The sequence below is a fragment of the Metabacillus niabensis genome, assembly GCF_020524345.1.
Taxonomy (GTDB): Bacteria; Bacillota; Bacilli; order Bacillales; family Bacillaceae; genus Metabacillus; species Metabacillus niabensis_B.
In genome coordinates this window covers 129247-155373 of the sequence record NZ_JAIVLH010000003.1, presented here as the reverse complement: position 1 = coordinate 155373, position 26127 = coordinate 129247, and the positions used below count along the sequence as shown (strand labels likewise).

The window sequence follows — 26127 nt, the reverse complement described above, 5'->3', positions numbered from 1 at the left end:
ACTATGTTTAGTCTATAATATTATCTAGTAAGAAGCTTGTTTTCTTTTAAGGAGACAGGCTTTTTATCATTCTATCAATTTACCTTCATAGGATTCCGCACTTCTTTATTTAGGACTTTTTTGATGAAGTAAAAAATAGTCCCGGTAAAGTAAAAAAGATCCCCTAACTACAAGTGTAGAAAGCGTTTACAATGAAATTATTCAAACTATTCAAAAATAAAAAGGGGGAAATGCAATGAGTGTTAAAAGGTTAAAATCGTTTTCGAAAATTTCCATCTTCATCCTATTAGTATTAATAACCGTTGTAGGATGTGCCGGAGGACAAAAAACACAAAACGACACTACTGAAAATGGAGAAGTCGTGATTAAGTTTTGGACAGCTGCAGGAGAATTTAGGGGTGAAGATAGTGGTGGTATGCAGGTTATAAAAGAGTTTAATGAAAAATATAAAGGGAAGATACGTGTGGATGCAAAGTATGCTCCTTGGGAAGAACATAATCCATCTATGCAAGCAGCGTTTTCTTCTGGAGATACACCAGATATTTTCCAGATGCCTTTAGGAACTACAGTAAGTAGTATGGTTAAAGATGAATTAATTCAACCTATATCAGGGTTAGTTTCTGAAGAATGGTCAGAACGTTTTTACGACGATTCATTCCAAGAAGGTGTAAATGTATTTGATGGAGAGATTTATTCTTGGTCATTTGACGGACCTTCGTTGAGCTATATGCTTTACTATAACAAGGATGTATTAAAAAATGCAGGTCTAGACCCGAATCAGCCGCCAACTACGTGGGATGAATTACGTGACATGGCTAAAGTCGTTACAGAACAAGGGAAAGGTGATATCTTCGGTTTAGCGTTTGCAGGTGGAGGACCGGCAGTTTTTGTGCAAAATTTAATTGCCGGATTTGCTATAGGAAGTAATCCAGAGCACACTATGGATGGTTTTAATTTTAAAACAGGAAAGTATGAGTTTAATGGTGAAAATTGGGTTGAAAGCGTTAACTTTTTATTAGATATAAAGAAAGATGGAAGCATCCTTCCGTCGTCTATGATGTTAAAGGTACCTGAAGCACAAATGTTATTTGCAGAAGGGAAAGCAGCTTTCTTGATAGACGGTAGATGGGCAATGGGGAATATTAAAGATAATAATGCGGACGTAAATTATAGTGTAACACATGTTCCAACTAAAGATGGCAGTACTCCGACATACGGATATAATTCAGCACTGCCTGAACGTGGAATCGTTGTATCTAAAGATACAAAACATGCGGAAGCAGTAGCAACATTTATTGAGGAAGGGATTGGTTCTAAGAACTTTAGTGAAAAATGGGTACAAGGTGCAAAAGGACTTTCACCAATGCCTGAAGTTAATGAAGATGAGAGTTTATATCCATTCCCGGAATTTGAAAATTTTGTACAAACACATAATGATACAATAAAAGCCATACCAGACCCGTTTGTGAGAAATCCTGAAGAGATTGCTGTTTCTAATGAAATAGGTGGAATGGAACAATCGAAAATGAAACCTTCTATAAGTGAAATATTTGTTATGTTAATGAATGAAACGGGAAATGTTGAAGACAAACTAAAAGAAGCAAATATCCTATTAAATAAAAATCTACAAGAAGGGATTGAAAAGGTTAAAGGAAAAGGTGGAAATGTAAGTTTAGAAGATTATATTTTCCCTAATTGGGATCCTAAAGCGGACTATACAAAAGATAACTACGAAGAACTTAAATAAATTAATAACATAAATAATAACCGATTATATCACAGTAAGTTGGCTGCTATAATCGGTTATCCTTTTATTAGGCTCTTTTCTAATAGTTTGTTGTTATAACCCAACTAAAATCGGCTTTAAATATAAGATTTGAAAGATTAAGAGTTCATATTTTCATATTGTTGACACCACAAAAAAAAGCCCTCATAAAGTAAAAAATAGCACATTTTACGATTTTATGATAGCGATTACAATTAACGTATAGTAAATAATGATGGGAGGAAATGAAATGAAAGGTGTCCCTATTAATCAATCGAAACCAATCAGTATAGGGAAAGAGAAAGTTTCTAAGTTAAGAAGAAAGAAAATGCTATGGTGTTATTTATTTGTTTTACCTCAAGCAATTTTATATTTAGGATTCACACTCTATCCGATTATCATGAGTTATGTTTATGCCTTTTATGAGTGGAGTGGAATTGGACCGATGGATGATTTTATCGGTTTTGAAAATTTTGTAGAAACGTTAGTAGATCCGCTATTCTGGAATGCGTTCAAAAACAGTTTTATCTTTATGGGTGCCCTTGTATTAGTTCAGGTTCCACTGGCATTGCTTGCTGCTCTGTTATTTAGTGCCAAGTGGTTAAAAGGGTCAGCTTTTTATCGTACATTATATTTTCTGCCTGTTGTAACAACTACTGCGATTGTCGGAACGATTATGAAATTTATCTTTGGTTCATACAAGGGCTTAGTTAATGAAGTGTTAATTGCAATAGGACTTATTAGTCAACCCATTGACTGGTTAGGAAGTATGGATACAGCATTATTGATTATTATTATCGTCGGGATTTGGAAAAACTTTGGTATCAAAGTCATTTATTGGTTAGCGGGGATTCAGGCTTTGCCAAAGGATATTTATGAGGCAGCAAAAGTAGACGGTGCTACAAATTTTCAAGCATTCCGCTATATTACACTTCCTTTATTAATTCCTGTTGGAAGCGTTATCATCCTCTTGTCGGCTGTAAATGCCCTGCATGTATTTGATTTAGTAGAATCAATGACAGGCGGAGGTCCTTCATTTTCAACTGACATGGTTGATGTATACATCTATCGTTATGCATTCTCCGGTGAAGGTGAAGCTAGAATAGGGTTTGCTTCTTCAGCTGGTGTTGTATATGGAATTGCTATTTTAATCGTCTCACTAGTACTTGGTTATTTTGCTAAAGCGACTGGCGGGAAAAAGACAGTAAAATAAGGATCTTAATTTAAAAAGAGGTGAATTAACCATGGACAAAAACATAAAAAGAAAGATAGGGATACCATTTGTTCATTTATTATTACTTGGATTTGGGGTAATATGGATTTATCCATTTATTTGGATGGTAACCGCTTCATTTAAGACAAACTCAGAATATATTTCAGGAGGATTGTCGCTATTACCTGAAAAGTTCCAATTTGAAAATTATATTCGTGCATGGACAACAGCAAATTTTTCTACCTATTTTATTAATACGGTTATTATTACTGTATCTGTAGTGATCATTGTTATTGTACTTTGTGCGATGACTGGATATGCTTTAGGTCGTTATGAATTCCCGGGAAGAAAGTTTATGCTCATTGCCATTGCAGCAACTATGTTTCTACCGAAGGGCTACACGATCATCCCAATGTATACATTGGTCAACTCACTAGGATTAAATAACACACTAGCTGGTGTTATTTTAGCTGAGTCAGGTGGGGCACATATTCTATTCATTCTCCTTTTTACTGCTCATTTCCGAGGTATTCCTAAAGAATTAGAGGAGGCAGCAGAAATTGACGGAGCCGGCTTCTTTCGTACTTTTGTAAAGGTAATGCTGCCATTATCAAAACCAATTGTTGCAACAACAGGAATTTTACAATTTATGTGGGCTTGGAATTCCTTCTTAATTCCGTTAGTATTTACTTTAAACAAGCCGGAATTAAGAACCCTTGGTGTAGGTATGTATCAGTTTGTTGGAGAAAATTCGATTGACTGGACAGGTGCTGCAGCGGCTGCAAGTATTTCTCTAATTCCTGTTATCATTGTATTTATCCTGTTCCAACGTTACTTTGTAGAAGGAATAGCAGGAGCAGTAAAAGGGTAAGGAGAGCTTACTTTGAAAACATTATTAGACAAATTAGATCGCTGGGGTGGGAAGTTTAAACTACAACCTAAATTATTGATTATTTTTTACTTTGTTAGCTTTGTGCCGCTTTTAACCTTAGCGGCATTCTTTTATTTTATTTCGACTGAAATATTAAAGGATGAACTTGGAGCATACATGGTCGGGACAACCAAACAGGTTGATCAACGATTAAGCTCTTTTCTTGAAGAGATGAACCACCTTACCTCTACGATCCATTTTAATGATAGTGTTCAGAATTTTCTGGATACGGATGACCCATATGAACAATCAACTATTGAAAATTCTCAAAGATTACGTCAATTCCTGGACAACATTACACACCATCGCGCCCGCCTGGATTCTGTTTATGTCATCAATGATTACGGAAAAGTAATCCATTCTAGTAAATCTAGTTCTGTATTTGACTATGATTTTTTAGGTGACCCTTGGTATGTTGATAGAATAAAAGAGGAAGGATTTCATTTGCTACCTGTTAAGCAACATGCTTTTGCAAGAGGAAAATCTTCTTTTACATACATGGGAAGATTAAACTATTTTAGTCAATATAGAGAACAAGGGACATTATTATTAAACTTTGACCCCCAATATTTATCCGAAATGACTGATTCAATTAAATTAGGGGATACAGGTTTTGTATTCATGCTTACAAATGATAGAAAGCCTGTAACGTCTGTCGAAAAGGAAAATGAAGAGATTATTAGTAAACTATCTTCTCTTTCAATGTATAAAGAAGATAGTGGCTACTCACTAATGACAATTAATGATGTGTTAACATTGGTAAGTTTCTCGACATCAAAGGAAACAGGATGGAAAATCGTAGGGGTTGTTCCATTTCATGAGGTGTCAGCTAAGATTAAAACGATTAGTTATGGCATCGTTGCTTTTTGTATAATTGGTATTATATTTATTTTAATTTTTTCAAAATATTTAAGTCAGGTTATCACGCGTCCATTATTTCGTTTGCAGGAATCAATGGAACGTGTAGAACAAGGTGATTTTACATTTCAAGTACCAATGGATCGCGGCGACGAGCTGGGCGATCTTAGTAGACACTTTAACCATATGTTAAAAAAACTGGAACATTTAAAAGAGGAAGTTTATTTGGCAGGGCTTAGAGAAACTAAACTGCAATTACTCAATCGTGAATCAGAGCTTCATGCATTACAGATGCAAATTAATCCGCATTTTTTATATAACACATTAAATACAATGAAATGCGTCGGTGAAGTTTATGAGGTGAAGGAAGTCTATGAAATGAGTGAATCTCTGTCCATTATGTTCAAGTACAGTATTGATGGAGAAAAATATAAGCTGATTGACGAAGAATTGGACCATGTCAGAGCTTATTTAAATATTATTAGTATCCGTTTTCCAGATTCTATAGATTGTCATATAGACATTCCTCAGTATCTTAAAGAAATTCCTGTCTTAAAGTTGATATTGCAGCCATTAGTAGAAAATGCGATAGAGCATGGTCTCCTTCCAAAAGGAGAGAAAGGAAACATTTGGATTTCAGCTGAATCAAAAGAGGATCTATTAATCTTACAAGTAAAAGATGACGGAGTTGGCATACTAAAGGACAAACTTATTCAAATTAGAAACTATTTAACTAGTAGTTTACGTAAAGGTATAATAAATAAGGAAAAGTTACAATCAAATCATATTGGTTTAAATAATGTTCAACAACGGCTTTATCATAATTATGGTAAAAAAGGAAAGCTCAATATAAAGAGTAATGAAAAAGCAGGTACAGTTATCGAAATAACGATTCCTCTTCATGGTGATTCTGTAGACAGCTAGTTTTCTTCATTGAAAGAATTGAAGGGGGACAGATAAAAGGGACGCAAGAAACACACCTATGGACTTAGGAGCGGAGTAAGCCTTCAGTTGAACGATTCTTCTTTGTAATAAATCATCAGAAGCGAGGGGTTGAACGAATGTACAACGTATTAGTGGTAGATGACGAAGTATGGATGTGCGAAGGTTTCAAAAAGGTTATTAATAAGCTGGATTGTGGGTTTACTGTCATTGATACATCACGTGATGGAAGACAAGCTTTAACAAAGCTGGAAAATAATAAACAGATTGATGTTGTCGTAACTGATATTCATATGCCAATTATGAGTGGCTTGGAATTAATGGAAGAAATGAAATCAAGAAGTTTACCCCAGCCTGTTATTGTTATTTCGGCACATAACGATTTTGAATATGCAAGGACAGCTATGCGTTACGGTGCGGTTGATTATTTACTCAAACCAATTAATAATGATGAAATTTATGATGTTTTAACAAATTTAAAAGAACAATTAAATCCAAAAGACAATAAAGAAGATAAGGTGGATATTGCAGAGGTTAATGGTGGTGTAGAGTTAGTTAAATCAGTACTATCCATTATTGAACATTCATATATGGAAGATTTATCTCTCTCTGTACTGGCAGACCAGGCAGGTTTTAATTCTTCTTATTTAAGCCGTCTGTTTAAATTGGAAACAGGTGCCGGCTTTGTTCAATATTTAAGAAATGTAAGAATGAAGCATGCCTGCAGGTTGTTGAAGAAAACAGAATTAACTAATAAAGATGTCGCAAAAGAGGTCGGTTTTTGGGATGAGAAGCATTTCAGGAGAACCTTTAAAAAAGATATTGGATTAACACCAGGTGAATATCGGGAAAAGGTAAAATTAGAAGACTCCCATACTAACATTTGAAAGCGGTTACGTTTAGGGGATTATAAATTTGAAGATTTAAAAGACACAATAATTGAAAAAAGCAAAAAAAGTACTGATTTTGTCTCTTGTTTTAAGTGACATGTCAGTATTTTTTTATTTGTTTCAAACTAGGATGCAATGTAAAAAAAATCACCCTGAATCATAAAAAACGACCCCTTAACCTCATTTTAGAAAGCGGTTACAATTAAATAAGAATAGGATTTTAGTGTTTATTTATTCGGGTTTTTATCTATTATTCTATTATAAATCGATATCAATTAAGGTGGGGATTAGATGAAAAAACCTAATATTTTATTAATCACGACAGATTCCCAACGGTGGGATACATTATCCTGCATGGGAAGCACATTTGCTATTTCACCAAATTTAGATCGATTAGCAAAGGAAGGGGTTTTATTTGAACAAGGACATACCTCATCGCCAGTTTGTTCAGCTGCAAGGAGCAGTTTGATGACAGGAGTCCATACTCCCGTTCATGGTTGTTTAGAAAATGGGTTAGAACGACGAACCCATTTTCTAACAATTCCGGATTATTTAAGAAAAGTTGGTTACAGAAATATAATGGTTGGAAAAACACACTTTGGTCCAATTGATTCATTTGATATTCAACATGTAGTTGGAGAAAAGTTTAGTAATATAAAGGATTGTTATGCAGAACATATAACGAAACACGGATATAGTCGTGTTAGTGACCACCCGAATTCAATACCTGAAGATTTATTTATGGAAGCTTTTCTTGTAGATAAGACGATAGAAGAAATGGAAAAGTCCTCAAAAACCGAACAACCTTTCTTTGCATTTTGCTCAATGGTAAGCCCGCATGAGCCTATGGATCCTCCTGGAAAATGGGCCACTCTATATGATGATATCGATTTGCCTGAACTAAATTATATAGAAGGGGAAATTGAAGCTTTTCCAGAGCATATGAAAATATTATTAGGGTTTAAAGATTATTTTTCTGGTAAACCGTTACCGGACGATTTATCCTTAAAGGATTTGTATGAAGCGCGAGGAGCAATCTATCATGAAGGCTTACGTGAGAAAGTAGAAAAGGTAAGGAAACTATATTATGGCTTAGCGGCGTATTGTGATCATCAAACAGGCAGATTACTTCGCTTTTTAGATGAAACAGGTCTTCGTGAGAATACACTTGTTATTTTTAGCTCGGACCACGGGTTACAGCTTTTTGATCATGGATTTAATGATAAACATAACTATTATGATGAATCGTGGAGAGTACCTTTTATGATGAGCATGCCTGGAACATTGCCAGAAGGGAAAAGAGAGCGGTTTGCAACGTGGAATGATATAGGACCAACGATCCTTGGAGCAGCTGGTATTCACAGTGATTCCATGCAAGGATTTGATTTGTTTACACCTTTAATAGATGGGGATTCCTCCCCTCGTCAATGTGCTGTTGCAACCTTATTTAAATCAGCAGCAGTGGCTAGTGAAAAGTGGAAGCTGGAATATTATTTTGAAGAAGGTACAGGAAGATTATTTGATCGAAGGCATGACCCTCAAGAAAGGAATGATTTATTTCATGATGAGGCAGTTGCTCCAATCAAAAGTGAGCTTGTTCAAGCTTTGCTGACCTGGAGAGCGGATATTATGGACTTACAATTTCATTTCGAATCGGTTGAAGAAGTAAAACAAAGGCTTGAAGAGCGTCAAAAAACATTACCTAAAGGGAAAAAATTAGCGCCGGTAGCAACTAGAATTGTTAATGAAGTCCTTTCTCTCAAAGGTTCACAACCAGAGGAAAGGCTGAACGAGCGTATTAAGAAAATTGATCAAATGGAATATGGCTTAACTATGAACAAATGAAGGGAGAATGCAAAATGAAAGCAGTTGTTATCTTATTAGATACCTTAACTCGTAAAATGCTAGAAACATATAATCAACAATCATGGGTGAAAACACCTAATATATCGAGGCTAGCCGATAAGTCAGTCATTTTTGACAATCATTGGTCAGGGTCTTTACCATGTATGCCTGCAAGAAGGGATTTATTCACAGGTCGCCTTGCTTTTCTAGAACGAGGCTGGGGCGGGATGGAACCGTTTGATGTCACACTTCAGCAAACACTTCGCGAAGGAAATGTTTTTTCACATATCGTTACTGATCATTATCACTATTTTTCAACTGGCGGAGAAAATTATTGCCAAGGTTTTGATACATGGGATTTTCATCGTGGTCAAGAGGGAGATCCTTGGGTTTCACGAGTAACTGATCCGATCATGCCAGAAGTTCTTGGGAGGGTTCTCCCGCAAAATGAAAAAAATCGCAGTACTATAAAGAATGAAAAAGATTACCCAGGTCCTAAAACAATGGAGGCAGCATGCAAATGGTTGAAGGATAACAAAGGTGCGGATCAATTCTTTTTAATGGTTGAAGCTTTTGACCCTCATGAGCCTTTCGATTGTCCACAGCATTATTTGGACCTCTATGGTGATGAGTATGAAGGGCCGAGGTTTAACTGGCCAGGCTATAAAAAAGTAACCGAGCCACAAGATGCAATGGATCATCTTCAAAAACGCTATGCTGCTAACCTCACAATGATTGACCATTGGTTAGGCAAATTACTGGATGAAATGGATGGTCAACAATTGTGGGATGATACACTGGTTATTTTTACAACAGACCATGGCTTTTTATTAGGTGAACATGAGTGGACAGGAAAAAACTTTATGCATGTTTACAATGAGGTCGCTCACCTTCCATTAATGGTTCATCTACCGGGAGTAGAAGGGGGAACACGGATCGCTGAAATCACTCAAAATATTGATATCATGCCAACCATTTTAGATTATTTTCATCTTGATGTTCCGGCAACGGTTTGTGGTAGCTCCTTACTCGGCCTTATTCATGGTACAAAGCGGAAAATACGAGGCCATGCTTTATATGGCATGTTTGGAATGACAGTAAATATTACGGATGGACACTATACGTATTTCCGGGGGCCTGAAAGGGAAGATAATTTCCCATGTGATTGGTATACAGCCATGCCAACCTCATTCCGCAATTTTATGGGTAACGGAAAATGTGATCAGATCGAGGTAGGAAGATATTTGCAGTATACGGATTATCCTGTTTATAAGATTCCGTTTAGTGAAGAAGGAAACCCATTCCAATTTTATAAAAACTTTCAAGAATCCATGTTATTTAATATAAAAGAAGATTATGAGCAAGTAGAGCCAATCTATGACAAAGAAATAGAAGCACGGTTTATTAATCAATTAATTGAAGAGATGCAGCTTGTTCAAGCACCTGAAGGCCAATATATTCGATTAGGGCTAAGTCTAATAAAGAATGTACCTGAGTTGGAAAAATCTTTGGATATGAAGTGAAAAGGGGAATGAAGGATGAAGACAAAAAGTAATCAGGCAACGATTCAATATGTGGAAAATTCAGAAGGTCCTTTTCTCGGTTATTCCACAAGTTCCGATGTTTCAATTATAAATATTGATGGACATCTATTTAAGGATTTAAATAAAGATGGGAAATTGGATAAATATGAGGATTGGCGTTTGTCTCCAAAGGAGCGGGCAAAAGATTTAGCATCAAAAATGTCAATTGAGGAAATAGCAGGTCTCATGCTTTATAGTCGCCATCAATCTATTCCGGCGCTGTCAAGAGGACCCTATAAGTATACGTTTGCTGGAAAGGAATACCCGGAAAGTGATGCGGAGCCTTGGGATTTATCTGATCAGCAAAAGGAATTTCTTAAAAAAGATAACCTTAGACATGTTCTCATTACATCAGTGGAAAGCACGGAAGCAGCGGTAAAGTGGAATAACAATGTTCAAGCTTTCGTAGAAGGAACTAGATTAGGGATTCCAGCCAACAACAGTTCAGACCCTAGACATGGAATTGAAGGGAGTGCAGAGTTTAATGAAGGTGCCGGAGGACAAATTTCTATGTGGCCGGAGTCACTAGGAATTGCCGCAACGTTTGACCCTGAAGTTTCCCGTAAATTTGGGGAAATTGCTTCAAAGGAATATCGTGCGATAGGGCTGACAACGGCATTATCACCGCAAGTAGACCTTGCAACAGACCCGCGGTGGTATCGATTTAATGGGACGTTTGGAGAAGATCCGAAATTATCTACTGATATGGGGCGCGCCTATATTGATGGATTTCAGACTTCGGATGGTCCAAAAGAAATCACTGAGGGCTGGGGTTATGACAGTGTGAATGCGATGGTAAAACATTGGCCGGGCGGAGGATCCGGTGAAGGTGGACGTGATGCACATTTTGGCTATGGTAAATATGCAGTATATCCAGGTAATAATTTTGACATGCATTTAAAACCATTCCTTGAAGGTGCCTTTAAACTAGAAGGGAAAACCAAAAAGGCATCGGCAGTTATGCCATATTACACGATTTCTTTTGACCAAGACCCAGTTAATGGAGAAAATGTCGGAAACTCTTATAGCTCTTATCTTATTACCGACCTTCTGCGTGAAAAGTATGGCTATGACGGTGTTGTTTGTACAGATTGGTTAATTACTGCCGATGAGCCGGAAACGGAAGATAAGTTTGCAGGCAAACCATGGGGTGTAGAAGGATACACAGTAGCTGAGCGTCATTATAAACTGCTTATGTCAGGAGTAGATCAGTTTGGTGGAAATAATGAAGTTCAACCAGTCATTGATGCATACAACATGGGCGTAAAAGAGCATGGTGAAGCTTATATGCGTGAGCGCTTTGAGGCGTCAGCAGTTCGTCTTTTAGAAAATATTTTCCGCACTGGTCTTTTTGAAAATCCTTATCTTCATGTAGAGGAAAGTGAAAAGACGGTTGGGAAGGCAGAATACATGGCTGAAGGCTATGAAGCTCAAGTGAAATCAGTTGTATGTTTGAAAAATAAGGATCATATTCTACCTTTGAAAAAGGGGAAAACCGTTTATATTCCGAAAAGATATACAGCTGAATCGGAAGATTGGTTTGGCAACCCTGTCCCGGAAAAATACGATTACCCGGTCAGTCTGGATATTGTAAGGAAATACTTTAATGTGACCGAAGACCCAGACCAAGCTGATTTTAGTCTTGTGTTTATAACCAATCCTGATTTTCATTTTAACCCTGAGTCAGGAACAGGCTTTAGCCGTTCAGATGCTGAGGCTGGAGGAAATGGATATGTTCCAATTAGTCTTCAATATGGAACATATATGGCTGAACATGCTAGAGAAAAAAGTATTGCAGGTGATAATCGAAGCTATAAAGGAAAAATAGTTACTCCTGCAAACACGACAGATTTAGAGATGGTAAAGAAAACAAAAGAAGAGATGAACGGGAAACCAGCTATCGTTTCTTTACTTTTAAACAAACCAGCTATAGTAGCGGAGTTTGAACAAGATGTTCATGCGATTGTCGCGAATTTTGGGGTTCAGGATCAAGTTATTTTGGATATTCTTACCGGTGACCGAGAGCCGTCCGGATTATTACCAATGCAAATGCCTGCTAATATGAGAACAATTGAAGAACAAAAAGAAGATGTTCCTCATGACATGGAATGTTATGTGGATTCAGAAGGCAATGTCTATGATTTTGCCTATGGATTAAATTGGGATGGAGTGATTCAAGATAGTAGAGTGAAGAGGTATAAGAAATGAAATTTCAAGAAAAGTCGGAGTGGCATAACAAAGAGTAGGAGAGGAGATTTTTATGAAACTTGTATCATTTACTAGAGAAGGTGTAACACGTATTGGGTCTATTGAAAATGAAGTAGTTGTTGATTTAAATTAATCTTATCAAATGCTACTAGAGTAGTCCTTGAAAATAAAGTGAAACAAACATTTGAGGTGCCGGTATCATTGACCAAAACATTACAAACGAGCACCATTGAATCTATTCATAACATCATTAACATCGTAAAGGACCTTTCAGAGAATGAAATTAGAAAAATTTTTATATATTTTTCTCTCTGTTAAGTTGTCGTGATGTTATTTTTCATCCGCTCTTATTATTTTTTCAATCGGAAATGGCTATCAGCCACTAGTAATGAATATTGTTCCTGCAGAATCTGTTCCTCGTGTGTTTATTGCAATTAGCATAATCTTCGTTATTTTAACAGGAGAAATAATCGGTGGGGCGATGGGGCCGATGACGGCGGGAGTTTTGGCTGATAATTACAGATTAACGGCTCCGTTATGAATTACAGCAGTCGCAGCATTCATTGCGTTTGTTTGTACATTTGGTATTAAAGAAACAGTACCAATAAAGGTGAAACAGCCTAAGAATATTAATATAACGATGTAAAATTGTTTTTTAGTTGTTCTATATAGGGGAACGATAGAATACAAGGTCAGTTTTTAATCCTCTATAATTGGAGCATGAATAGGGGGGACTACAATGGAAAGCACATTCCGTGTAAATGAAATGGACACGACACTATCAGACTTACAAATTCAGAAGCTAAATCAAATGCTTGTGTTTATTTCTCAATACAATGAGTTTTATAAAGATAGGCTAAAACATGTTTTATTACCGATTCGGTCAAAGGAAGATTTGCAACAGCTTCCTTTTACATGTAAATATGAGCTTGTACAAGATCAAACAAATTTTTCACCATTAGGAAGAAACCACACATTTTCTAAGGCAGAATATGTGAGATATCATCAAACCTCTGGTACAACAGGGAAACCATTAAAAGTACTTGATACAAAAGAGAGTTGGACCTGGTGGGAAGATTGTTGGTTGGAAGTATTTAAATCTAGTGATGTAACAAAAAATGACATCGCTTTCTCAGCCTTTTCCTTTGGACCTTTTATTGGCTTCTGGGCTGCATTCGAAGCAGCTAAGCGACTAGGTGCACTAGTCATTACAGGAGGAAGTCAAAGCTCTAAAGAAAGATTACAAAGCATGATAAATAATGAAGCAACCGTTTTATTATGCACCCCAAGTTATGCTCTACACCTAGCAGAGGTAGCCGAGGAAAATTCTATAGATCTACGAGAAACTAACATAAAAACGATCATTACTGCAGGAGAACCTGGAGGATCTGTTCCATCAATTAGACAACAAATCGAAAGGCTTTGGAATGCAAAGCTTTATGATCATGTTGGAATGACAGAGATAGGGGCATATGGATATTCATGTACTGAACAAAATGGACTGCATGTGAATGAAGCAGAATTTATTGTGGAGGTCATCAATCCAGATACGTTAGAGCCTGTTGGAAAAAGGGAACGTGGTGAGTTGGTGCTAACGAACCTCGGAAGATATGGGTATCCTCTACTTCGTTATCGCACAGGTGATATGGTCATTTGCAGTGAAGAACCATGTCCTTGTGGTAATAAAAATACCCTCTTAGTTAACGGCATTATTGGGCGTTTGGATGATATGGTTATTATTCGTGGGATTAATATCTTTCCTTCTTCCATTGAATCCATCATACGTGAGTTTGAGGCTGTGAAGGAATTTAGAATTATTTATTACACAGAACAAAATATGAATCAAGTTAAAGTGCAAATAGAAGCTGAGGCCGATCTTGTCACTCAAGTTGCAACTAAATTAAGAGACAGAATTGGATTAAGAATTGATGTAGAAATGGTAGCAGAGAATTCACTGCCTCGATTTGACTTAAAAGCTAAGCGGGTTGTGGATGAAAGAGCTGTTAATTAATTACTAGTAAGTTTATAAACTAGGAAAACACCTTACTTCCACTATAAGGTGTTTTCCATTTTAAAGGGGAAATTTACATGAGAAAAAGCGAGTATCAGTTTTCTGTTACTTGGGGAGATACCGATGCAGCAGGAATTGTTTTTTATCCTAATTTTTATAAATGGATGGATACGGCAACACATCATCTATTTTCAAGAATAGGATATCCGACATCAGAGTTGTTTACGGTCAAGAAGATTGGATTACCACTTATAAAGACTACTTGTGATTTTAAGCAACCTCTTTTTTTTGAAGACAATGTGACGATACATTCAGAAATTAAAGAGATTCATAGTAAAGTTTTCTTAGTAGAGCATACCTTTCATAAGGGTCATGACATTATAGCTATTGGTACTGAATTAAGAGCCTGGGGAGATCTGTCTGATAAAAAACCTAAAGCTGTTGTGATCCCTAATGAAGTTCGTCAGTTGTTGGAACATGAATGAAAGTCTTTAACTTAGCTTCAGTCCAACATAGGATTGAAGTTTTTTGTACACTCTTTCCACAAATATAACGAAATAAAATCCCTCTTTTCCTACATAAAGTAGGTAACTATTTTCCACTAAATCTATTACAATAAAAATAAGAAAACTGAATATTTAAAAAAGGGAGGGAGTTTTTGAAAGCGTTTTCTAAAAATGCTAATAGGGGGCTAACAAAAATGAAAGTGATTAATCCGATGAATGTTATTGATAATAGTAAAATTTCTTCGTTTCATGTATGGTTGATAACTTGGTTGTTTTTGGTTATTGCTTTTGATGGTTACGATGTTGTCGTTTATGGTGCGTCTGTTCCTTCATTAATTCAGGAGTGGGGGATTTCTGATGTAACTGCTGGAGCAATAGGTAGTTACACTGTTATTGGAACCGCTCTTGGGGCAGTTATATTTGGGATGTTGTCTGATAAAATAGGCCGTAAAAAGATTATTATACTTACTACGTTTTTATTTAGTTTTTTTACTATGTTATCTGGTTTTGCAACAGGTCCAATTTTATTTGCCGTATTTCGAATTATTGCTGGAATTGGTCTTGGTGGGGTAATGCCGAACGTTATTGCGCTTGCTACTGAGTTTTCTCCAAAACGAGTTCGATCTGCTATTGTTTCTTTCATATTCTGTGGTTATTCCATTGGAGCACTTGCTGCAGCACTAACAAGTCGTTCGCTTTTACCAACCGTTGGATGGGAGCCGGTATATTGGTTAGCAGGTATTCCGCTATTGTTTATTCCATTTCTATTAAAAAGTATCCCAGAGTCCGTAGGGTTTCTAATTGACAAGGGAAAAGAAGAGGAAGCAAGAAAAACGTTAATGAAAATTGACCCAAGCTTAAAAAATGGCGGGGGATTCGAATTTGTTAAGCCACCCGCAAAAGATCCAGGTTCACCAGTTGTAAAGCTTTTTGAAGATAAGCGTGCATTAAGTACAGTTATGTTCTGGGTTTCTTGCTTTAGTGCCTTTGTTTTGATTTACTCGATGAATACATGGTTGCCGCGTCTTATGATGCAATCAGGTTATGATCTTAGCTCAAGTCTAGCATTCACTGCTGTTATGCAAATTGGAGCAATCGTAGGAACGATCATTTTTGGTCGATTGGTTGATAAAATTGGATTTAAAAAGGTTCTTGTTCCTTTATTCTTCTGTGGTGCTATTGCATTATCCTTTATCGGATTAACAAATAGTATGGCAATCGCCTTTGTATTGATATCGATCATCGGTGCAGCTTCAGTTGGATTACAGAACATCTCCAATGCATTTGTTTCTCAATACTATCCTTCTAGCATGCGTTCCACAGCACTTGGAAGCACGATGGCCTTTGGTCGTATTGGTGGAATTGTTGCGCCAACCTTTGTCGGTTTCCTATTAACAATGAATCTTTTACCACAATTTAATTTTGTGGCAATCGGAGGGGCTGCGTTACTAGGTGGGATCGCGATGTTGTTTGTTCAGGAAAAGCATGGGGATTATTATGAAGCAAAAGATGAAATTAAATCAGAAAATCGACCAGTGAATGTAGCAAAATAAGTTTGTCAGGGTTTACCTTCAAATGGGTTAACTTCCCTACTATTCTTCAAGAAATTTTAGAATGGTAGAAGGTTGCCCATTTGTTATTTTGTTTATGTAACTAAAAATGTTAATCAAAGAAAGGGTTATGTGGATGGAAACGACATTTCTTTTTAAAGCAAATATTCAGGTGGTAAATCCAATTGAAGTTGGGGATGTTGGAACAGGTATAAGGAGAGTGATTCCGATTGTTGGAGGTACTTTTGAAGGTAATGGAATAAAAGGAAAAGTCCTATCAGGAGGGGCTGATTATCAGATTATAAGATATGATGGTGTAACAGAAGCTCTTGCTCACTATGTGATTGAAACGGACGATGGCGTACCCATTTATGTGATTAATAAAGGATTCAGACACGGTCCTAAAGAAATTATTGATAAAATCATACGTGGTGAGCAGGTTCCTGATGGCTCTTATTATTTCAAAACTACTCCCAATTTTGAAACAAGCAGTGAAAAGTACTCTTATTTGAACCGAATGATTTTTATTGGAGAAGGAATTAGGAGACCAAATGATGTTCAAATATCATTTTATCAAGTAGATTAATCGTTAAAACGATCACGATTACCTTTTCAATTAAGTTTTTCTTCTTTTATACTATTAATATCAAGAAAAACGGAAACAGGGGGTTATTGTGTGTCAAACAGTAAGAGAGAAGTACTAATGAAAAAGGTAGAACATCATCTACGAACCACATCCCGGCAGCTAATCAAAATTAATACAGAAGATGAAGTGCTTCAATATTTAGCTGATTCGTTCCGTTCTGAATTATACTGTGATTTTGTTGGAGTCGTTTTGAGTGAGGGAGATCATTTTATTCCTAAGGCATGGAGTGGAAATATTCCGACAGTCCTTAGGCACTTCCCTCTTTTAGCGACAAGCTGTTCCTCCAAACTTCTTCGTCAAAGCTTAACATATAAAACATCTGCATCAACTAGTCATTGCAGGTTAACAAAGATACTTAAGGAAGAAAATGTGAAAACATGGTTTACTGTTCCACTAAATGATGACATTCATCACTTTGGTTTTTGTATAGTAGGATTTTTAAGTTATGTGCCACTACTAGAGATGGAAAGTCATTTTGAGGAATTCGGAAAAGATATGGCTGTAGCTTTATCTGTGGCAAGACAAAAGGAAAATCAGTTAAAGAAGCTAGAAGGTATTGAATGGATCAGCAAAAATCAATCTCTCGACTCTTCTCTAGACCAGCATTTTTCGGAAGTAACATACAGAGCGGGTAACTCGACAAATGCCGATTTTGCTTGTATGTATTTATATAATGAAAAAGAAAATTGCTTTGTTCTACAAAAGCCTGTTTATGGGGAAATGGAATATCTCGATCGTATCATGATTGAGGATAACTATGCACTTAAGGAATATTTTCCATTTCTTGAGGCAACGGAATGCGCCCAAATGACAGTCCCACTCTTAATTGATCTTAAGCCAATCGGTGTACTTCATGTTCAGAATAAATATGAAAGACCTTTTACTAAAGAAGACTTAAAAATCTTAGAAATGCTTTCAACACATGTTGCGACTCTCTTAGAGAATGCGCGATTATATAAAAGTGAAAAAGATAATAAAAACCGCCTTCACTTTTTACTGGATTTTCAACAATCACTTGTGAAAAAAACAGTTGAAGATGATGATTTTGAAGGAATTACATTAAAGCTCTCAGATTTATTTCAAGAAACAGTTATTCTATATGATCGATTTATGAGGCCCATTACCTTTAACTTACGAAATGGTGATAGCGATTACATGTTACCTGATAATCTGGCATCACAAGCGAATAAGACAAGGCAAACTCTAAATAAACAAGAAAAATTTACAGTCATACATCCTGAAAAAAATGACTGTGTGTTTTCCTTCTGGGTGATAAATGGTGGAGGCAATTTATTAGGGTATCTTTCTGTTTGTAATACAGCTAGTGAAATGAATGAATTCGACCAGCTAACAGTTGAGATGGCACGTAACATATGCTCAATACAATTTATTAAGCAAAAGCTTGTTCTTGATACAAAAGAGCAGGTAAAGGATAGTTTTATTAGTAAATTGTTAGTAGAAAAAATCGAAGATCAGGAAAGTATCATTCAATATGCTAACCTTTTTCAATGGGATATTTTCAAATGTCATCGTGTCGCGGTATTGACGATTTCATTAGATGAAAACGACCTTTTAGAACAACAGGCAAAAAAAGTCCTTATATGGGATGCGATCAAGTCACATCTTGCTAAGTTCGATCATCGAATTTTAACAGTGTCACATGATGAAAACTATATTTTGCTAATACCGGTGGATGACGAAGACATTCAAAGTAAAAAGTATTGGAAAAACCTTTATCATAATATTGAAAAATGGTCACTAGAAGTGTTTCGCGATTGTAAGGTTTTACTGGGTATCGGTTCATCAACAGACAAAATGCCAGATTACTATGTGAGTTATCAACAGGCACTTCTATCATTAAATGTGATTAAAATTCGGATGAAGCATATCTCTTTTTCACTATATGAAGATCTTGGAGCGTATACTATTCTCCACTATCTCGACCAATCTAATGCAGTAAACTTGTTTTTAAAAAGTCAGCTGGATCCTTTGTTAACTTACACAGAAAATAAAAACATAGATTTATATCATACTTTATATGTTTTTCTACAAAATAACGGAAATATAAAAAGTACATCAGATGAGCTTTTCATTCACCGGAGTTCCCTTTTATACAGACTTGAAAAAGTGGAATCGCTTTTAAACGTTGATTTAAATGATGCTGAAATAAGATTTAATTTAATGATGGCTTTCAAGCTGTATGATATGAATGGAGAGCGGTTGAAGAAGAGCTAGATTAGTAGTAAAAAAGCAGTCCTACTTGTGTTGAGTTGGGACTGCTTTTTTGTAAACTTATTCGACAAATTACGAGTAGTGATAGCACTGCCACCTTCTACACAATGTAGGAAAATAAATAATTTTTTTCCTACATTGTGTAGGTACAAACCCCTTATAGCGACGGCTATAATGAACATATCGAAATTGATAAAGAGATTGGGGATGAGATGAGATGGCTATTCAAACAATTGGTGTGGTTGGGGCTGGATCGATGGGAGCAGGTATTGCGAATCTAGCAGCTTTGAATAAGTTTAATGTTATTTTAAATGATATTGAGGAGCGTTATTTAGATGGTGCTCTTAAACGTATTGATAAGTTTATGAGCAAAAGTGTGGAAAGAGGAAAAATGACTGAAGAGCAAAAGCAAGAAGCATTTGCCCGTATACAAACAACTACTAGCTTAGAAGAAATGAGTGGAGTAGATGTTGTGATTGAGGCAGTCCTAGAGGATCTCTCATTAAAGAAAGAAGTATTTTCAAAGCTTGATAACATTGTGAACGAAAATTGCATTTTAGCTACAAATACTTCGTCCATGTCTATTACAGAAATTGCTTCTGCAACGAAACGTCCAGATCGTGTGGCAGGGATGCATTTCTTTAATCCAGCACAACTCATGAAGCTTGTTGAGGTAGTTCGTGGATATAAGACAAGTGATGAAACAATCGAAGAATTGAAAGCGCTATCTAAACAACTATCGAAAGAACCAGTAGAAGTAAAGAAAGATTCGCCTGGGTTTATCGTAAATAGAATTATGATTCCACAATTTATTGAAGCAATTAAGCTATTAGAGGAAGGCGTTGCTTCAGCTGAGGATATCGATAAGGCGGTAACGCTAGGATTGAACTACCCAATGGGACCTTTCACTCTTCAAGATTATGCAGGAGTTGAGATTGGTTACCATGTGATGGAGTATTTTAAAGAAGAATTTAATGATAACCATTTTGCCCCACCACAATTATTAAAGCAGCTGGTGAGAGCAGGGCGACACGGTAAGAAAACAGGTGCAGGATTTTACGATTACGAATAATGAAGGAGGACGTCATAATGACTTATGAATTTTTATTATGTGAAATTGAAGAAAATGTAGCGGTGGTCACAATTAACAGACCGCCGGTAAATCCATTGAACACAGTAGTTTTTCAGGAGCTTTCAACCTTATTTGATGTACTTGATGCGGACGATGAAGTCCGTGCCATCATTCTTACTGGTAGCGGTGAGAAAGCGTTCGTGGCAGGAGCTGACATCAACGAAATGGCTAGTCTTGATCTTGTTGGTGTTAATAAAATGAACAAAGTATCTAGAACCGTTTTTTCAAAAATTGAACAAATAACAAAGCCTGTTATTGCGGCACTAAACGGCTTGGCACTTGGTGGGGGCTTAGAGCTTGCTCTTGCATGTGATCTGCGAATCAGCTCAGATCGAGCAAGATTTGCATTTCCAGAGGTTGGTTTAGGAATCATCCCTGGTGGTGGTGGAACACAGCGATTACAAAAAATTGTTGGTCAAGGTATAGCAAAGGAACTTCTTTACTTCGGTGATATGTTTGATGCAAATAGAGCGCTAGAACTAAGGATTGTTAACAAAGTAGTTCCTGCTGAAGAGGTTCTTAGTGCAGCAAAGGAATGGGCAAAGAAATTGGCTCAAAAACCACCAGTTGCACTTCAAATGGTAAAAACAGCAGTAAATGTTGGTGGAAATACTGACTTAGAATCAGGACTTATCATTGAAAGTACTTGCTTTGGCAATGCTTTTTCAACTCAGGATAGAGTCGAGGGACTTCAAGCATTTGTGGAGAAAAGAAAACCTGTTTATACGGGAAGATAGGAAACACCATCAATTAAAAATGAGGTGAAATATATGAAAGATATCGTGATTTTAGAAGGGGCGCGAACACCATTTGCCGAGATTTCCGGATCATTTCGTGATATTACCGCAACTGACTTGGGTACAATTGCAGCGAAAGAAGCCCTGCAAAGAGCAAAGATAACTGGTGAGGATGTTGATCAGGTTGTATTTGGAAATGTTCAGCAATCAAGTAAAGATGCTCACCTCCTAGCAAGACATGTTGGATTAAAGGCAGGGACACCCATTGATGTACCTGCACTAACCATTAACCGTTTATGTGGAACAGGTCTTGAATCTGTTTTAACGGCAGCGCGCTATATTTTAACGAATGAAGCAAATGTAGTGTTAGCAGGTGGAACAGAAAGCATGAGTCAGGTGCCTCACGTTATTCGTGGGATGAGATGGGGAAGTCAGCTTGGTGCACCAGTTGTTGAGGATTGGGTATGGGATGGTCTTTATGATACCTATGGAGATTGCACAATGGGAGAAACAGCCGAGAATCTTGCAGCAAAATACAATGTGACTAGAGAAGAAGTGGATCGACATGCGCTATCAAGTCATGAACGGGCATTGGCAGCAAGAGAAAAGGGCTATTTACAGGAAGAAATTGTTCCGGTAATAGTCAAGGGACGAAAAGGTGATAAAGTGATTTCAGAAGATGAACATGTTCGTCATACAAGTATGGAACAGCTTGCTAAATTAAAACCACGATTTGTTGAAAACGGTGTGGTAACACCTGGGAATGCAAGTGGAATGGTCGATGGAGCTGCTGCGATTGTTGTTGCATCAAGTGATTATGCCAGTGAGCGTGGCTTAGAGCCAATTGCCCGTTTAGTTTCATGGGAAGTAGTCGGAGTTGAGCCTAAGTATATGGGAATTGGCCCTGTTCCAGCTATTCAAGGTGCTTTGAAAAAAGCGAATATGTCACTTGGTGATCTAGATTTAATTGAAATTAATGAGGCTTTCTCGGCACAATATCTGGCATGCCAAAAAGTGTTAGGGTTTGATTTAGAGATCGGAAATGTAAATGGTGGAGCCGTTGCGATTGGACATCCGTTAGCTGCAAGTGGAACGAGAATTTCAACATCCCTCATTTATGAATTAAGAAGAAGAAACAAAAAATTCGGGGCTTCCGCAGTATGTATCGGAGGAGGTCAAGGAATTGCAGCTATCTGGGAAGCATTGTAATTGCTTTCCAAAAAAGAAATAGTTTAAATTCCCAAGGGAATGAAAGCGTTGTATCGAATGTTATATGTGTGAATTAAGATCAATTACAAGGATATAGACCCTTTTATATAGGAATTTCATGATCTATCACTTGTTAAGACATAGGAACAAGGGAGGGGATGCTAGTTATGAATCATAACGAAGATCAAATGACTTTGTATGGATTACTAAAAAGGACAGCTACTCAGTATGGAGAGAAAGAGGCCATATACGACTTAACGAAACGTGTTTCATATTCGGGATTTTTAAAAGATGTGGATCGTATTGCAGCAGGGTTAAGGGGAAAAGGAATTAAGAAAGGTGACCGCATTGCTGTAGCATTACCCAATCTATACGAAACGGCCGTAATCTTTTTTGCTGTCGCTAAACTTGGGGCTGTACTTGTTCCTTTTAACCCAAAGTATAAAAAACATGAAGTCAATTTTATTTTAAATAACTCTGAACCTAAAATTCTTTTCGCTACGAAAGAATTTGAAGAAAACATTGGATTCAAAGAAGTTCTTTATATTGTACCTGAAGCGATCGCGGTTAAATGTAAGCTGGCTGGTATTCCATCGTATGATGAATTACGCTTAAATAATGAAAATGAAGGTGAAGAAGCAGAAATTGATACAAACAATGATGTTAATTGTATTCTTTATACTTCTGGAACAACAGGAGTTCCAAAGGGGGTTATGATTACGCATCGAAGTGTTGTGCAATCAGCGAACACAATTAAAAGACAACTTTTTTGTACAGATCAAGATGTATTTGTGGTTGCTGCTCCATTTTTTCATATCTTTGGTATGGCGATTAATCTCTATTGTGCAATATCCTCAGGAGCGCGTATAGTGTTGCAAGAAAAATTCCATCCACAGCAAATGATAGAGCTGATTCAGCAAGAAAAGGTGACGATCAAACAAGGTGTTCCAACCATGTTTATTAAAGTGTTGGAAACAGAAAATTTTGATCAGTATGATCTGTCATCCTTAAGAGCAGGAATCGTAGGGGCATCTGCTATTTCGCCAGCAAAAATGAAGGAAATTAGAGAAAAGATGGGAATTAACCTTTGTCAATCCTATGGAATCACAGAAACTGTTTCAGTAACTATGACGCCATACGATGATGAAGAAAAAAATATTTGTGAAACAGTCGGCAAACCTATTCCTGGTGTGCAGTTAAAAATTGTAGATGATCAAAGAGAAGTAGTTTCTAATGGTGATGTTGGCGAGATTGCCATTAAAAGTTTTGGGATGATGAAGGGATATTATAAGCTGCCTGAGCAAACGGCTCATGTATTGGATGATAAAGGATGGTTCTATACAGGTGATTTAGGAAAATTAAATGAACAAGGTTACTTAACGTTTGTTGGTAGAAAAAAAGAAATGATTATTCGCGGGGGCTTTAACATTTACCCTCAAGAAATTGAAGGTGTTTTAATGAAGCATCCGAAAATTGCTGAAGCAGCTGTAGTTGGGCTTCCAGACGAAACACTAGGTGAGATTGTTTGTGCTGTGATCCGGTTAAAAGATGGAAAAACATGCACAGAAGAGGAACTGAAAGACTATTTAAAAGAGCAGCTTGCAATCTATAAATTGCCCGGGAAAGTTATCTTAACAAAGAATTTTCCAGTCACAGCAAGTGGGAAAATTCAAAAGCTAAAGCTTCGTGATCAATTGGCAGGGGAAATAAGTCGTCCCGTCTAAAGCGAAAGAAGGTGTTTTATATGAAAAGTAACTATGATTTTAAAGTGAGATGGGGAGATACAGATGCTGCAGGTATCGTATTTTATCCCAATTTTTATAAATGGATGGACGAGGCTACACATGAATATTTATCAGCAATTGGCTATCCATCTTTCAAGTTATTTCAAGAACAGCAAATAGGCTGTCCGATTCTTGAGGCAAATTGTCAATTCAAGCAACCACTTTTATTTGAAGATTCGGTTAGAGTTCAAAGCACAGTTCAGGAAATTCAAAATAAAGTGTTTAAAATTAGTCATGTGTTCTTAAGAGGAGAAAAAGAAATAGCAAATGGATATGAAGTTCGGGCTTGGACTTCTTTTAAAGAAAAGCCAAAAGCACAGCAAATCCCTGAAGAAGTTCGAGGAAAAATGCTACAACCTGACCAACCTGTGGAGGCTTAAAAAATGCTCACGGAAAAAAAGAAACAGCATTATCTCACGATTGATGTTGAACTTGATGAAGTCTTTATTCCGGAGGATTTTAATCAGGAGCATGAAATGATTAAAGACTTAGTTGAGAAGTTTGTTGTGAAAGATGTAAGACCATCACTAGATAAAATAGAAAATCAGCAATATCATGAAACGGTACGACTGATGAAAGAGGCTGGTACACTCGGATTAATCAGTGCCGATATTCCAGAGGCTATTGGAGGTCTGGGTCTTGGTAAAATTTCCGCAACGATTATCTCTGAAAAAATAGCACCAGCTCGTTCTTTTTCAATTACTTTTGGAGGGCAAACCGGGATTGGTGCTCTTCCAATTGCTTACTTTGGCGCAGAGAAACAAAAAGACAAATACTTACCCGCCATTTTAACTGGTGATCTTATTACAGCTTACGCATTAACAGAAGCTGGAGCTGGAACAGATGCTATGAATATAAAAACAACAGCCATTCCTTCCGAATGTAATCGTTTTTATATCTTGAATGGCGAAAAGCAGTGGATTTCAAACGCTGGTTTTGCAGATCTTTTTATCGTTTTTGCAAAAGTAAAGGGAGACAGGTTTACTGCCTTTATCTTAGAAAAAGACTTCAATGGAGTGTCTATTGGTCCAGAGGAAAAAAAGATGGGGCTAAAAGGGTCTTCAACTTGTTCGCTTATTTTAGACAATGTGAAGGTTCCTAAGGAAAATATCATTGGTGAAATTGGAAGAGGACATGTGATTGCACTTAATGTTTTAAATCTTGGGCGTCACAAAATTTCTGCCACATCACTTGGAGCAGCCAAGCATGCGATTGAGCTAGCGGTTACATATGCTAATCAGCGAAAACAATTTGGTCAGTCACTTTCTAGCTTTCCTTTCATTAAAAATAAACTTGCGGATATGGTAATAAAAACATATGTAAATGAAAGTGCTATTTATCGAACAGCAGGATTGTTAGAAAAGTCATTTAACCAATTAGCTGATCAAGAAGATGTTGCACCAACAATAAGCAATTTGGCAGTTGAATGCTCTATCAATAAAGTGATGTCAACAGAAACACTAGATTTTGTTGTTGATGAAGCCCTTCAAATTCATGGAGGCTACGGATACATGGCCGAATACGAAATAGAGACGTTATATCGTGATTCCAGAATCACTCGTATTTTTGAAGGGACGAACGAAATTAATCGATTGAATATAGCCTCAACACTATTTAAAACGTATGAAAAGCCAATTGAGCAAACAAAAGCGCAAGAAGGAATTCTCATTCAGGAAAAACAAACTCTTCATCTATTAAAAAAATTGTATCACGCAATGATTTTTTCCATACAAAAATATGATTTGATCTTGTTAAACGATGAACAAGAAGTTGCAGCATTCCTTGCTGACCTTGTTTCATGTATCTATGCAATTGAGAGTGCGATATTAAGAACAGAAAAGGTGATTAAACTTTCTGGTATTGAAAGAAACCAGCAAAAGATTGATTACACAATATTGTATACACATGAACAATCGCAGCAATTGGCGATAAGAGCATTAAACCTCCTACTACACATAGGTGATGAAGAATCTCTATCTCAGCTTGCCTGTCGACTCGTGAGAAGCAGTCAGAAGGATTTAGTAAAGGTAAAACGAAGGATTGCTGACATCATTATAAAAGAAGAAAAATATAGATCGTAATTCT

Annotated in this window: 19 protein-coding genes; all 19 read left to right on the top strand. The window is 36.8% G+C overall.

Annotated features, from left to right (window positions below; all coding sequences use genetic code 11):
- Positions 1–235 precede the first annotated feature (235 nt).
- The 19 genes from LC095_RS05680 to LC095_RS05590 all read left to right on the top strand — a co-directional run bounded on the left by LC095_RS05680 (position 236) and on the right by LC095_RS05590 (position 26123).
- The gene (locus tag LC095_RS05680; RefSeq protein WP_226527239.1) at positions 236–1747 is read left to right on the top strand and encodes an ABC transporter substrate-binding protein; all 1512 of its coding nucleotides are present in this window, start codon (positions 236–238) and stop codon (positions 1745–1747) included.
- 268 nt (positions 1748–2015) lie between these two features.
- Positions 2016–2978 (top strand): carbohydrate ABC transporter permease, encoded by a 963-nt coding sequence (locus tag LC095_RS05675; RefSeq protein WP_226527238.1) that lies wholly within the window; start codon positions 2016–2018, stop codon positions 2976–2978.
- A gap of 31 nt (positions 2979–3009) precedes the next feature.
- Complete coding sequence (locus LC095_RS05670; RefSeq protein WP_226527237.1) at positions 3010–3849, top strand: carbohydrate ABC transporter permease; 840 nt, start codon at positions 3010–3012, stop codon at positions 3847–3849.
- Positions 3850–3861: 12 nt separating this feature from the next.
- The gene (locus tag LC095_RS05665) at positions 3862–5691 is read left to right on the top strand and encodes a sensor histidine kinase (protein ID WP_226527236.1); all 1830 of its coding nucleotides are present in this window, start codon (positions 3862–3864) and stop codon (positions 5689–5691) included.
- A gap of 137 nt (positions 5692–5828) precedes the next feature.
- Positions 5829–6596 carry a response regulator gene (locus tag LC095_RS05660; protein ID WP_226527235.1) on the top strand — a complete coding sequence of 256 codons (768 nt, stop codon included), beginning with the start codon at positions 5829–5831 and terminating at the stop codon, positions 6594–6596.
- Between the two features lie 294 nt (positions 6597–6890).
- Positions 6891–8444: a sulfatase gene (locus LC095_RS05655; RefSeq protein ID WP_226527234.1), complete on the top strand. Its 1554-nt coding sequence runs from the start codon at positions 6891–6893 to the stop codon at positions 8442–8444.
- Positions 8445–8458: 14 nt separating this feature from the next.
- On the top strand, positions 8459–9967 hold the full coding sequence (locus tag LC095_RS05650; RefSeq protein WP_226527233.1) for a sulfatase: 1509 nt from the start codon (positions 8459–8461) through the stop codon (positions 9965–9967).
- A gap of 15 nt (positions 9968–9982) precedes the next feature.
- Positions 9983–12235, top strand: coding sequence for a glycoside hydrolase family 3 protein (locus LC095_RS05645; RefSeq protein ID WP_226527232.1), 2253 nt, complete (start codon positions 9983–9985; stop codon positions 12233–12235).
- A 739-nt stretch (positions 12236–12974) separates the two neighbouring features.
- Positions 12975–14246, top strand: coding sequence for a phenylacetate--CoA ligase family protein (locus LC095_RS05640; protein WP_226527231.1), 1272 nt, complete (start codon positions 12975–12977; stop codon positions 14244–14246).
- A gap of 77 nt (positions 14247–14323) precedes the next feature.
- Complete coding sequence (locus LC095_RS05635) at positions 14324–14731, top strand: acyl-CoA thioesterase (protein WP_226527230.1); 408 nt, start codon at positions 14324–14326, stop codon at positions 14729–14731.
- 215 nt (positions 14732–14946) lie between these two features.
- A complete protein-coding gene (locus tag LC095_RS05630) occupies positions 14947–16305 on the top strand; it encodes an MFS transporter (protein WP_226527229.1) in 1359 nt (452 codons plus the stop codon).
- A 133-nt stretch (positions 16306–16438) separates the two neighbouring features.
- A complete protein-coding gene (locus tag LC095_RS05625) occupies positions 16439–16888 on the top strand; it encodes a DUF3237 domain-containing protein (protein WP_226527228.1) in 450 nt (149 codons plus the stop codon).
- Between the two features lie 90 nt (positions 16889–16978).
- Positions 16979–19183 (top strand): helix-turn-helix domain-containing protein, encoded by a 2205-nt coding sequence (locus LC095_RS05620; RefSeq protein WP_226527227.1) that lies wholly within the window; start codon positions 16979–16981, stop codon positions 19181–19183.
- A 214-nt stretch (positions 19184–19397) separates the two neighbouring features.
- Positions 19398–20252, top strand: a complete 855-nt coding sequence (locus tag LC095_RS05615; RefSeq protein ID WP_226527226.1) for a 3-hydroxyacyl-CoA dehydrogenase family protein — start codon at positions 19398–19400, stop codon at positions 20250–20252.
- 17 nt (positions 20253–20269) lie between these two features.
- Positions 20270–21049: an enoyl-CoA hydratase-related protein gene (locus LC095_RS05610; RefSeq protein WP_226527225.1), complete on the top strand. Its 780-nt coding sequence runs from the start codon at positions 20270–20272 to the stop codon at positions 21047–21049.
- A 33-nt stretch (positions 21050–21082) separates the two neighbouring features.
- Positions 21083–22258: an acetyl-CoA C-acetyltransferase gene (locus LC095_RS05605; protein ID WP_226527224.1), complete on the top strand. Its 1176-nt coding sequence runs from the start codon at positions 21083–21085 to the stop codon at positions 22256–22258.
- 167 nt (positions 22259–22425) lie between these two features.
- A complete protein-coding gene (locus LC095_RS05600) occupies positions 22426–23982 on the top strand; it encodes a class I adenylate-forming enzyme family protein (RefSeq protein ID WP_226527223.1) in 1557 nt (518 codons plus the stop codon).
- Between the two features lie 20 nt (positions 23983–24002).
- Positions 24003–24422 (top strand): acyl-CoA thioesterase, encoded by a 420-nt coding sequence (locus tag LC095_RS05595; RefSeq protein ID WP_226527222.1) that lies wholly within the window; start codon positions 24003–24005, stop codon positions 24420–24422.
- A 3-nt stretch (positions 24423–24425) separates the two neighbouring features.
- Positions 24426–26123 carry an acyl-CoA dehydrogenase family protein gene (locus tag LC095_RS05590; protein WP_226527221.1) on the top strand — a complete coding sequence of 566 codons (1698 nt, stop codon included), beginning with the start codon at positions 24426–24428 and terminating at the stop codon, positions 26121–26123.
- Positions 26124–26127 lie beyond the last annotated feature (4 nt).